This window comes from Nereida sp., assembly GCF_965655635.1.
GTDB lineage: Bacteria > Pseudomonadota > Alphaproteobacteria > Rhodobacterales > Rhodobacteraceae > Nereida.
Genome location: NZ_CBFHHE010000048.1, coordinates 1 through 10,428 on the forward strand (window position 1 = coordinate 1; position 10,428 = coordinate 10,428).

12 protein-coding genes and 1 other RNA gene are annotated in these 10,428 nt (G+C 55.4%); 11 read left to right on the plus strand and 2 right to left on the minus strand.

The annotated features are described in order from the left end of the window. Positions 1–32 precede the first annotated feature (32 nt). The 4 genes from ACTF5M_RS10715 (at position 33) to rpmG (ending at position 2,038) form a co-directional block, all read left to right on the plus strand. Positions 33–722, plus strand: coding sequence for an N-acetylmuramoyl-L-alanine amidase (locus ACTF5M_RS10715; protein ID WP_438960978.1), 690 nt, complete (start codon positions 33–35; stop codon positions 720–722). 31 nt (positions 723–753) lie between these two features. Further along, positions 754–1,146: RNase P RNA component class A (gene rnpB / locus ACTF5M_RS10720), an RNA gene on the plus strand. Positions 1,147–1,383: 237 nt separating this feature from the next. Then, the gene (locus ACTF5M_RS10725; RefSeq protein WP_438960979.1) at positions 1,384–1,725 is read left to right on the plus strand and encodes a hypothetical protein; all 342 of its coding nucleotides are present in this window, start codon (positions 1,384–1,386) and stop codon (positions 1,723–1,725) included. Between the two features lie 145 nt (positions 1,726–1,870). After that, a complete protein-coding gene (gene rpmG / locus ACTF5M_RS10730; protein WP_048597310.1) occupies positions 1,871–2,038 on the plus strand; it encodes a 50S ribosomal protein L33 in 168 nt (55 codons plus the stop codon). 289 nt (positions 2,039–2,327) lie between these two features. Here rpmG and ACTF5M_RS10735 read toward each other — a convergent pair whose 3' ends face one another. Further along, a complete protein-coding gene (locus ACTF5M_RS10735; RefSeq protein WP_048597336.1) occupies positions 2,328–3,065 on the minus strand; it encodes a Bax inhibitor-1/YccA family protein in 738 nt (245 codons plus the stop codon). Positions 3,066–3,279: 214 nt separating this feature from the next. Next, the gene (locus tag ACTF5M_RS10740) at positions 3,280–4,239 is read right to left on the minus strand and encodes an NADPH:quinone oxidoreductase family protein (RefSeq protein ID WP_438960980.1); all 960 of its coding nucleotides are present in this window, start codon (positions 4,237–4,239) and stop codon (positions 3,280–3,282) included. A gap of 348 nt (positions 4,240–4,587) precedes the next feature. On the opposite strand from ACTF5M_RS10740, the gene ACTF5M_RS10745 reads away from it, so the two are divergent. From ACTF5M_RS10745 to ACTF5M_RS10775, 7 genes are all read left to right on the plus strand, one after another. Then, positions 4,588–4,938 carry a helix-turn-helix domain-containing protein gene (locus ACTF5M_RS10745; protein WP_438960981.1) on the plus strand — a complete coding sequence of 117 codons (351 nt, stop codon included), beginning with the start codon at positions 4,588–4,590 and terminating at the stop codon, positions 4,936–4,938. Positions 4,939–5,048: 110 nt separating this feature from the next. Next, positions 5,049–5,870: an inositol monophosphatase family protein gene (locus tag ACTF5M_RS10750; protein ID WP_438960982.1), complete on the plus strand. Its 822-nt coding sequence runs from the start codon at positions 5,049–5,051 to the stop codon at positions 5,868–5,870. A gap of 13 nt (positions 5,871–5,883) precedes the next feature. Then, positions 5,884–6,363: a CAP domain-containing protein gene (locus tag ACTF5M_RS10755; protein WP_438960983.1), complete on the plus strand. Its 480-nt coding sequence runs from the start codon at positions 5,884–5,886 to the stop codon at positions 6,361–6,363. Between the two features lie 107 nt (positions 6,364–6,470). Then, positions 6,471–7,826 (plus strand): magnesium transporter, encoded by a 1,356-nt coding sequence (gene mgtE, locus ACTF5M_RS10760; RefSeq protein WP_438960987.1) that lies wholly within the window; start codon positions 6,471–6,473, stop codon positions 7,824–7,826. Next, positions 7,823–8,392 carry a 5-formyltetrahydrofolate cyclo-ligase gene (locus ACTF5M_RS10765; RefSeq protein WP_438960984.1) on the plus strand — a complete coding sequence of 190 codons (570 nt, stop codon included), beginning with the start codon at positions 7,823–7,825 and terminating at the stop codon, positions 8,390–8,392. Before mgtE ends, ACTF5M_RS10765 begins: the two co-directional genes overlap by 4 nt. A gap of 66 nt (positions 8,393–8,458) precedes the next feature. Further along, the gene (locus ACTF5M_RS10770) at positions 8,459–9,283 is read left to right on the plus strand and encodes a TIGR00282 family metallophosphoesterase (protein ID WP_438960985.1); all 825 of its coding nucleotides are present in this window, start codon (positions 8,459–8,461) and stop codon (positions 9,281–9,283) included. 108 nt (positions 9,284–9,391) lie between these two features. Further along, on the plus strand, positions 9,392–10,428 hold a 1,037-nt coding region (locus ACTF5M_RS10775), incomplete at its 3' end, for an SLC13 family permease (protein ID WP_438960986.1).

A 10,428-nucleotide genomic window follows, 5' to 3' on the forward strand; every position in this document is an offset into this window, starting at 1 on the left:
AGTCGGGCAATTAAATAGGGTCTGCGCAAAGCATGCTGGCGGATAGTATTTGGCGTCCAAGTCCTAACTTTGGCCCCCGTCGGGATGGGCTGACGCCCCAGCTTGTGGTGCTGCATTACACGGCGATGACAGGTCTGGACGAGGTGCTTGCACGGCTGTGTACCCCCGAGCATGAGGTAAGCTGTCACTATCTAATTGATGAGGACGGTCGCCTCTTTACGCTTGTGGATGGCGCCATGCGCGCTTGGCACGCAGGGGCAGGCAGTTGGGCGGGGGTGAGTGATATCAACTCGCGCTCAATTGGGATTGAACTGCTGAACAGCGGGCGGGTACGTTTCAGTGAGGCGCAAATGCACCGTCTTGAAGTGGTGCTGGCTTGTGTGATGGATCGTTGGCGCATCGCACCTCACGGCGTTATTGGCCACTCGGATATGGCGCCTGCGCGCAAGCAGGACCCCGGCCGTTTTTTTGATTGGCAGCGTCTGGCCCGAAAAGGGCTTTCTGTTTGGCCGGATGCATCGATTGGGCGCGACACGGCGGATTTCGCGCAGACTGCTGCCCAGTTTGGCTATCCCGTGAACGAGGCGGGTATGGATGCGGTCTTTGAAGCATTCCGCCAAAGGTTCCGCCCGTGGCACGTTGGCCCGCTTGATGCGACGGACTGCGCGATGATGGACGATCTTGCGACACGGTTCAGCGCGCGCAGCTTGTCGTTGACCTGAGACAGGCACAGGGGTAAGCGCGAGCCTATGTGTGGAGGGTCGGATGACCGCGCTGTTGCGTCCTTTTGGGGGTGCGCATCGAGGAAAGTCCGGACTCCGTGATGGAATGGTGCCAGGTAACGCCTGGGCAGAGCAATCTGACGGATAGCGCCACAGAAAACAGACCGCCTTGCATGCAAGGTAAGGGTGAAACGGTGGTTTAAGAGACCACCGCGTCGCTGGTAACAGGGACGGCATGGCAAGCCCCACCAGGAGCAATGCCAAATAGGAACCGCGTGCCTGATTTCGGTCGGGCGGGGCGCCATCGGCTCCAGCAGGTTCGGGTTGGCAGCTTGACGGGCTTGGTGACAGGTCCGCTAGAGGAATGGTCATCCAGAGGTGGCAACGCCTTGGACAAAATCCGGCTTATAGACCCTCCACACATTTTTACTCAGTATGATTTTCAGTATTCCGAAAATAAAATGTAAACTAAATATTACATATTAATATGCAGTTAAAAGTTTACAGTGTAGGTTCAAGGAATGAGGCGGCATGTTTGCTGTGTCTAAGTATATTCATACTTTGTTTATGATTGGGGTCTGCCGCTATGGCAGCGTTAAATGTAATTCGAACAATCGATAGTTATGCGTGCGATTTGAGCGGAGCGCGAGCTCAGGCGCGTATGGATTTGATGATGGCTGAAACCAGCCTGTCCGTCGAAATTCTTGAAACCGATGGTAGGATAATCCGCGAAAATAATATGAGCCAAAACCACTTCGGGGTAGGTGAGCGGAAAGGGCTACATTGGGAGATGCTTTGGCCTGCTTCAGTGCGAGAGGCGATAGCCGCAGCGATTTGCAGCAGTGCAGATGGGCTTACCGTGCGCGTTGAGCACATGCGCGTCGACAGCAGTGGCGTCAGCAGATTACGGGCGGCTGTACTGGCGCCGATCACGTATGGGCCTAATGATATCACGGCAATTATGGTGGTATCTCACCCGCAATCGGCCAATCAGCCAGTTTAGCGCAGGTATTTTTCAAGTGGCGGATGATTTGCCCGATTTGGACGCAGAATCAGGTTGACTTGGGGCCTGTTGCGGATAGAAGGCGGGTTCAAGTTTCCGGAGCGGCCCCCGAGGTGTGGCGCGGCCCCCTTTTAGGAGAGATCAAATGGCGAAGCCAACCACGATTAAAATCCGCCTGAATTCAACAGCAGGCACTGGCCACTTTTACGTGACCAAAAAGAACGCCCGCACGATGACTGAGAAAATGGTTGTAAACAAATACGACCCCGTCATCCGCAAGCACGTTGAGTACAAAGAAGGCAAAATCAAGTAAGCTTCGCGCTAATGGTCTTCCGGCCGCTTAATTTAATTCAAAAAGCCGCGCAGATCTGCGTGGCTTTTTTGTTTGCCAGTTTCTGTTTAGGCGTCTCAACAGGTGTGTAGATCAGTTTGGGTACAGGCAATGGGATATGTTCCGGGTCACCGAAACGACACCTACTGTGCCCCACTATCTACTGATAGAGCACCTGCATTAGCTGCAGGTTAAACCCGCATCTCAGGCAGAAAAAAGCCCCCCATGCAATGTGCGCGGAGGGCTTTGTGTTCTTCAGACTGAAGTCTGATTATTCACGATTGCCGAGCAGTTGCAGCAGGAACATGAACATGTTGATAAAGTCGAGGTAGAGGTTCAACGCACCCATGATCGCTGACTTGCCGAGCCACTCTGTATCGCCGTGGTGGGCGTGTGCGAGGTACTCTGTCTTGATCTTTTGTGTGTCGTAAGCTGTGAGGCCTGCGAAGATCAGAACACCCAGAACGGATACAACGAACATGATCGCTGGCGATTGCAGCCAGATGTTGACGACCATTGCAACCAAGATGCCGATTACGCCCATGATGAGGAAGCTACCCCAACCTGAGATGTCTTTCTTTGTTGTGTAGCCGTAAAGCGACAAACCCGCGAAGGCGATCGATGTTACGAGGAACACTTGTGCGATGCTCATGCCCGTAAAGGCCACGAAGATCCACGCCATTGATAGACCCATTACCGCCGCAAAAGCGTAGAAGAACAGCTGTGCAGCCGCCGCCGAGAAGCGGTTGATCATGGCGCTGAAGCCGAAAACCATCGCCAGCGGCGCGAACATGATAATCCAGCCTAGGATGTTTGGTTGCAGTGTTGCGGGATCACGGAATACAGACAACAAGGCTGGGGATGTCCCCACGGCCCAAGCCACTGCGAATGTGATCAGCATGCCAACGGACATTGTGCCGTAGACTTTGTTCATATGTGCGCGCAGACCCTCATCGATTTCTGCGGTGCGGATGCCCACGCCTGCGCGGGCAGTGTCGAATTGTGCCATTTCCATTGGCCCTTTCGCTTAAGTTTCCCTGACGCCGCGTCGGGAAGGGTTAAAACCCCCGGCCGCGATTGTTTATCATATTGTCATACTACCGCCCGTTTTCAAGGGATATCGGTCTAATATATTGGCGGGTGATACGGAATATCCCGTTCAAAATTACCTTTAATCACGGTATTTTGAAATTGCTTTGTAAGGCCTGCATTAAGCCGTACCGCTACATCGTAATGACGATCTTTCCTGTAGATTTGCGTGCACGCAACAGCTCAAAAGCGTCTGCTGCTTGCTCGATCGGTAGAACATGGCTGACGTGGGGCGCAAGATTGCCGGCAGCGTGCCAACCCATCAGATCACCCAGGCTTTCATGCAGCGCGCCCGGGTTGATAGGCAGGTACCCACCCCAATAAAAACCGATCAGATCAATGTTCTTCACCAACAAGTGATTCGCGGCAACGGGGGGCACAGTGCCACCAGCAAAGCCAATCACAAGGATACGCCCGCCTCGGTTGCACGCTTTGAAAGCCGAAGTGAAAACATCACCGCCGATTGTTTCATAGATAACGTCCGCGCCGCCAAGCGCTTTGACGCGGGCCGTTAGGTCGTCGGTATCTGTGTCGATTACATGATGTGCGCCTGCAGCTTTGCAGATTTCAAGTTTTTGTGCGCCGCGCGCGGCTGCAATCACTGTTGCGCCAAGCTTGGTTCCTAATTCAACTGCGGTCAGTCCAACACCACCAGCGGCGCCAGTCACAAGCAAGGTTTCGCCCTTGGCAAGGCGCGCGCGCTTAGTGAGCGCTAGGTGGCTGGTCCCATAGGCCACCTGAAAAGCGGCCGCGGTTACGTCGTCCATGGTATCATCAAGCGGGGCGCAACGGTCTGCTGCCAATGCGCAGTAGTCCGCAAGCCCGCCGTGGCCGCCAAAGCCAATGACCCGTTGGCCCACGTGAACATGGTGCACACCGTCACCCACTTCTGCCACTGTGCCCGAGATTTCCATTCCCAATGTAGCAGGCAAGGGTGGTCGTTCTTGGTAGCGGCCCGTCATCATCAGCAAATCGCCAAAGTTCAGCCCGCATGCGGCAACTTCAACCACTACTTCACCAGCGGCTGCAGTGGGCTTCGGCACGTCACACAAAGTGGGAGGTGTTTCGAGGTCATGAATTTGAAAAGCGCGCATATCGGGCCTCATTGGTTAAGCATTCGGGCGAATCATTAGGGAAAAAAAGGTCTTTTTGTAAACTCTCCCAGAGAGGTTTGTAGGCTGGTTATTTGCTTACCAATGGATATAATGAAGTGACGTCGGGTCGAGATATCAAATATGCACCACAAATGCAGGATGTTGAATATTTTCTTGTTGCGAAAGATATTCACGCACTTATACCACCGATCGAGGCTAATTATTGATAGCATTATCAACGTATTGCACTACGTTGAAATTTCTTGACTAAAGCAGCGTGAATATTTTGTGATTTGTCGCAAGGGTTGCTTGTGATACCTACTACGCAATCAGAGGTGGAATGAAGTTATGACGCATCACGTCGACGAACATGTTGGGAAACGGATCCGTCACAGGCGCTGGCTCGTGGGGATGACACAACGGCAATTGGCGGAAGCTGTCGGGATCAAGTTCCAGCAGATCCAAAAATACGAGACCGGTGCAAACCGGGTTTCTGCGTCTCGGCTTTGGGACATTGCAGGGGCGCTTGATTGCCCCGTCAGCTTTTTCTTTGATGGCGCAGACACGCCAACCGCTAAGGTTGATGAGATGTTTGCTGAAAAAGAGGCGATGGAATTGGTGCGCACATATTACGCCATTCCAGAAAACCAGCGCCGCAAGCTGTTTGATCTTGCGCGTGTCCTCAGCGACGTTGCGTAGCGCAGCTTGCCGGTCCTCATGTTCGGGATCACTTGAATAGGGCAGTGGGTCTGCTGTAGGTCTTTGGAGCGCCGTAGGGTGCCCTTTTTGCTTTTGATGGAGCGCCGCACATGGACCGCCGCACGATTGATCCAGACCTGCAACGCGCTTTGATCGAAGCCGCACATGCCGCAGCAGATGCGGCGCGTGATGTGATCCTGCCGTATTTCCGCGCGCCTCTTGTTGTGGACAATAAGCGCCCAGCTGATTTTGACCCCGTGACCGAAGCCGATCGCGCCGCTGAGCATGCGATGCGGGAAGTCTTTGCAAATCTGCGGCCTGATGACGGGATTTTGGGCGAAGAATATGGCGCTACCTCTGGCACATCGGGGCTGACGTGGGTGCTTGATCCAATTGATGGCACACGCGGGTTCATTAGTGGCACACCGACTTGGGGCGTGTTGATTGCTCTGCAAGATGAGAATGGTGTTTTGCTTGGCGTGATTGATCAGCCGTATATTGGTGAGCGTTTCGTGGGTGGGTTTGGCACCGCACGGATGAGCGGGCCGCACGGTGAAATGCCGCTGCGTACATCGCCCCAAACGACGGCACTTGGCGATGCGATCTTGCTCAGCACCTTTCCTGAAGTTGGTAGTCCTATTGAGTGTGCGGGTTTTGAGGCCGTGTCGAAGCTGTGCAAACTAACGCGGTTCGGTATGGATTGTTACGGATATGCTTTGGTTGCGACTGGTCAGGTTGATTTAGTAATCGAAGCGGGGTTGAATGCCTATGATATTGCTGGGCCAATCGGGGTGATTGAGGCCGCCGGTGGTGTCGTGACCAGCTGGGACGGGGGGGTGGCCCATCACGGCGGGCGGGTCGTTGCTGCCTCAAATGCGCATGTACACGCTGAGGCGTTGAAGATTTTGGAGCCGTTTAAAGATAGTGTCTAGTAAGGGGTGAAAGATGTTACGAGTATGGATCGGGGCGTGTATTTTGGCCCTAAGCGGATGCACTGTTGGCGGTAATTTACGGCCCATCGTGATTGAGGGTGAGCAGTACGCAGAGCTGTCCGCGGTAAAGGGCGATTTTCTGCTCACGGTTAATCAGAACAGGTTGCGCAACAGTGTCCCCGCGGTTGTACGTGATACGCGATTGGACCGCGCAGCACTGGCCCACGCCTCTGACATGAGCACTGTTGGTTTTTTCTCGCATCGCGGCTCAAGCGGTTCCAACGTGCTGCAGCGGGTGAAAATGACCGGTTACGATGCCTGTTTTGCTGCAGAAAACATTGCCAACACGTGGCCTAGTGAGGCGGCTGTGCTGGCCGCATGGCTGGGCTCTGCGGGGCACCGCGCCAATATTTTGAACCCCAAAGCTCGCGCTTTTGGTTTGGCGCAAGACGGCGACAACTGGGTCATGGTTTTGGCCGCCCCCTGCCGCTAGGTTCGGGCGATTGCGCGGTTGATTGATTGGCCTGCGCGTTTCATACAAGAGACGCAGCGACGAGGGCGATGGGGGCAACAATGGCCGAACACGACAGCACAGCATCCATGAGTGACGCCGGTGATTTCGCCCTTGATGGACGGTTTGCCTCGGCGGTGCGCGAGGCCGTTGAGGCGCAAGACGGGGATGCAATCTCGGTCCTGATGGAGCCGCTCCACCCCGCCGATATTGCCGACTACCTTGAGCAAATTGATGACAGCGCGCGGTCGCGTTTGTTGTCGGTTTGGAAGGGCGGCGTGGACGGGGATGTTCTGTCCGAGCTGGAAGACAGTCTGCGCGAAGGGGTCATTGACGGGCTTGAGCCGCAAGAGCTTGCCTCGGCGGTGCGCGATCTTGAAACTGACGATGTTGTTGACTTGCTTGAGGACATGGGCGCCGAGCAACAGGGCGCAGTACTTGAGGCGCTTGATGATGCGGACCGCGTCGCGGTCGAGCAGTCACTTTCATACCCCGAGGAATCCGCTGGCCGTTTGATGCAACGTGAGGTCGTTATGGCCCCGCAACATTGGAACGTCGGCCAAGCCATTGATTTTCTGCGAAATGAAGATGATCTGCCGGATGATTTTTATCACGTGGTTCTGACGAATCCGCGCATGAAGCCCGTGGGCTATGTGACACTCGGCAAGCTTTTGGGTTCACGCCGCGACACAGATCTGACCGAGATCGTTGAGGACAGTTTTCGCACGTTTCGCGTGGATCAGGACGAAGGCGATGTGGCCTATGCGTTTAACCAATATCACCTCATTTCGGCACCTGTTGTGGACGCTGACGAGCGCCTTGTGGGCATCATCACAATAGATGACGCCATGGCCGTGCTGGATGAAGAGCACGAAGAAGACATCCTGCGGCTTGCGGGTGTGGGCGAGGGATCGCTGTCGGACAAAGTGATGGAGACCACCAAGCGCCGCTTCCCATGGTTGGCCGTCAATTTGGTCACCGCGATCTTGGCCTCGCTCGTGATCGCGCAGTTTGAAGATGTGATCGCGCAATTTGTGGCCCTTGCGGTGTTGATGCCGATTGTTGCCTCAATGGGCGGTAATGCCGGCACGCAGTCATTGACAGTTGCTGTGCGCGCGATTGCGACCAAAGATTTGACCGGCAGCAACGTGTGGCGCGTTATCCGCCGAGAGGTTTTGGTGGGCTTGGTGAACGGCCTGATCTTTGCGGTTGTGATGGGCGTGGTCGGTGTGCTGTGGTTCGGCTCGCCCATGTTGGGGGCTGTCATCGGTGTGGCCATGGTGGTCAATTTGGTCATCGCGGGGCTTGCTGGTACGGTCATTCCGGTGGCGCTTGAAAAGTTAGGCGTTGATCCTGCGCTTGCCTCCGGTGCTTTTGTGACCACAGTTACGGATGTTGTAGGCTTTTTCGCTTTTCTCGGCTTGGCCGCCATGGTGCTGTTATGAACAGCGCTGAAAACGAACTTGCTGCGTTGAAAAAGGCCGCCCGCGCCAGTGCTTTTGCTGCCCGCCGTATTGCCTATGAGGCCAGCACAGACGCGGCTGCCGGTGTGCTAAGTGAGGTTCTTGCGGGATACCGTGGTGCTTGCGTCGCTGGGTACTGGCCCATCAACACCGAGATTGACCCGCGCCCCGCAATGTCCGAAGCCGCTGCACACTGTAAAGTTTGTCTGCCCGTGATCGAGGCTGCAGGGAAGCCGCTGACGTTTCGTGAGTGGGTGCCAGATGCGCCCATGATCGAAGGCCCGTTTAAGGCAATGGTGCCCGAGCAAGGTGAGACGTTGATCCCCGAAGTTGTGATCGTGCCGCTTGTCGCATTTGATGCCGCTGGCGGTCGTTTGGGCTACGGCGGTGGCTTTTATGACCGCACGCTTGAGCTGCTGCGCGCCGCGCGTCCTACGTTGGCCATTGGCTTTGCCTTTAGCGCACAACAGCAAACCGCCTTGCCGCTTGAGCCAACAGATCAGCCTCTCAATATGATTGTGACCGAACAGGGCGTGATCACGCCATAGGCGTTTGTTGGATTATTTGAGCGCGCATCTTGCTCACACCGTCGACTAGGCCTAGGCAGAGGCCCTATGAAGATACTCTTTTTAGGTGACGTCGTTGGCCGCTCTGGCCGCAGTGCTGTGGTCGAACATCTGCCCAAGATGCGCGCGCAATGGGGCCTCGATTTTGTTGTGGTGAACGGCGAAAATGCAACCAATGGCGCAGGTCTGAACGAAGCCCATGCCAAGCTGCTGTTTGAAGCTGGGGCCGATTGTGTGACGCTCGGCGATCATGCTTTTGATCAGCGCGATATGCTGCAATACGCCGAAAAAGAGACCCGCATTATTCGCCCTTTGAACTTTGCCAAGCAAGCACCGGGCCGCGGAGTGCGCATTTTCGAAACCGCCAGCCGCAAGCGCATTTTGGTTACTCAGGTTTTGGGGCAGGTCTTCATGAAGCGCGCGTTTGATGATCCGTTTTCGGCCATCGATGCGGTTTTGTCGCGTCACCCACTGGGCGGTCAGGTGCAGGCCATTTTGGTCGATGTGCATTGCGAGGCAACATCTGAGAAGATGGCCATGGGGCATTTCTGTGACGGGCGCGCCAGCGTGGTTGTGGGGACGCACACCCATGTGCCAACCGGTGATGCGCAGATTTTGCCAAGCGGTACAGCTTTTCAGGCGGATGCGGGCATGTGCGGCGATTACAATTCAGTGATCGGCATGGACAAAAAAGAACCGCTGCGCCGTTTCGTGACGGGCATGGGTAAGGGGCGTTTCGAACCTGCGGCTGAGGCGGGCACGTGCGCAGGCCTATATGTTGAGACTGATGATGCCACGGGCAAGGCGCTGCGCGTCGAGATGGTGCGCATCGGGGGACGGCTTCAGCAATCTGGGCCAAGTCCGCTGGCTTAGATCGTTTTCACCTCGCAAAAATAAGCCTGAAGCACGCGCAAGCATTTCTTTTGCGCGCAAGACAGACGCGCTATACTGGCGGGCAAGTCTATTGAGTAAGGTAGCATCATGATTGAACTTTTATCCCTTGGGCAGACGGGCCAAGCGGTTATCACGCTGGCGGTTGTTGTTGGGATGTTTGTGCTGTTTATGCGCGAAGCCTTTCCCACCGAAGTGGTTGCGATTTTGGGCGTTGCGGTGCTGTTGGCTTTGGGGGTGTTGCCCTATCAGGCGGCGGTAGATGTGTTGGCCAACCCTGCGCCTTGGACAATTGCCGCGATGTTTATCGTGATGGGGGCTTTGGTGCGCACCGGCGCTTTGGCCGCTTTTACCCATTTGGCTGAGCGACATGCGGATAAAAACCCTGCCCTCGCGGTGGGCGGGCTGATCGGGTTTGTGGTGATTGCCAGTGCGTTTGTCAGCAACACGCCTGTAGTTGTTGTGATGATCCCTGTGTTTATCCAATTGGCCAAAAAGCTTGGCAAGAAACCGTCAAAACTTTTGATCCCGCTTAGCTATGCGGCGGTAATGGGCGGCACGCTGACGTTGATCGGCACGTCGACAAACCTGCTGGTAGACGGTGTTGCGCGTGCGGAAGGCTTGGCGCCTTTCACAATCTTTGAGATCACGCCTCTTGGTATCATATTGGTTGCGTGGGGTATGGTGTATCTTGGGGTGATCGCGCCGATGCTGCTGCCTGATCGCGACAGTATGGCGGGCCTTCTGGGCGGCCGTAGTAAGATGAAGTTTTTCACCGAAGTCGCACTGCCCGAAGGGTCGGGGTTGATCGGACAGCAGGTGGTTAACGTGGATATGTTCAAACGTGAAGGTGTGCGCCTGGTTGATGTTCTGCGCGGGGATTTGTCTTTGCGCCGCAATCTACCGTCCGTCAGCCTTGAGGCCGGCGACCGCGTTGTATTGCGTACCGAGATGTCCGAATTGCTGGGCATCCAAGCCAGTAAAGACGTGGCAACTGTCGATAAGCTTAGCTCCGTTGAGACAAGCACCGTTGAGGTGCTGATCACACCGGGGTGTAAAATGGTTGGCCGTTCACTTGGGGCGATGCGGCTGCGTCGCCGTTTTGGTGTGTATCCCTTGGCTGTACA

What these genes read in the sequence shown, in the direction of transcription:
- ACTF5M_RS10715 (WP_438960978.1), top strand. Translation starts at nt 33, where the DNA reads ATGCTGGCGGATAGTATTTGGCGTCCAAGTCCTAACTTTGGCCCCCGT.
- ACTF5M_RS10725 (WP_438960979.1), top strand. Translation starts at nt 1,384, where the DNA reads ATGGATTTGATGATGGCTGAAACCAGCCTGTCCGTCGAAATTCTTGAA.
- rpmG (WP_048597310.1), top strand. Translation starts at nt 1,871, where the DNA reads ATGGCGAAGCCAACCACGATTAAAATCCGCCTGAATTCAACAGCAGGC.
- ACTF5M_RS10735 (WP_048597336.1), bottom strand. Translation starts at nt 3,065, where the DNA reads ATGGCACAATTCGACACTGCCCGCGCAGGCGTGGGCATCCGCACCGCA.
- ACTF5M_RS10740 (WP_438960980.1), bottom strand. Translation starts at nt 4,239, where the DNA reads ATGCGCGCTTTTCAAATTCATGACCTCGAAACACCTCCCACTTTGTGT.
- ACTF5M_RS10745 (WP_438960981.1), top strand. Translation starts at nt 4,588, where the DNA reads ATGACGCATCACGTCGACGAACATGTTGGGAAACGGATCCGTCACAGG.
- ACTF5M_RS10750 (WP_438960982.1), top strand. Translation starts at nt 5,049, where the DNA reads ATGGACCGCCGCACGATTGATCCAGACCTGCAACGCGCTTTGATCGAA.
- ACTF5M_RS10755 (WP_438960983.1), top strand. Translation starts at nt 5,884, where the DNA reads ATGTTACGAGTATGGATCGGGGCGTGTATTTTGGCCCTAAGCGGATGC.
- mgtE (WP_438960987.1), top strand. Translation starts at nt 6,471, where the DNA reads ATGAGTGACGCCGGTGATTTCGCCCTTGATGGACGGTTTGCCTCGGCG.
- ACTF5M_RS10765 (WP_438960984.1), top strand. Translation starts at nt 7,823, where the DNA reads ATGAACAGCGCTGAAAACGAACTTGCTGCGTTGAAAAAGGCCGCCCGC.
- ACTF5M_RS10770 (WP_438960985.1), top strand. Translation starts at nt 8,459, where the DNA reads ATGAAGATACTCTTTTTAGGTGACGTCGTTGGCCGCTCTGGCCGCAGT.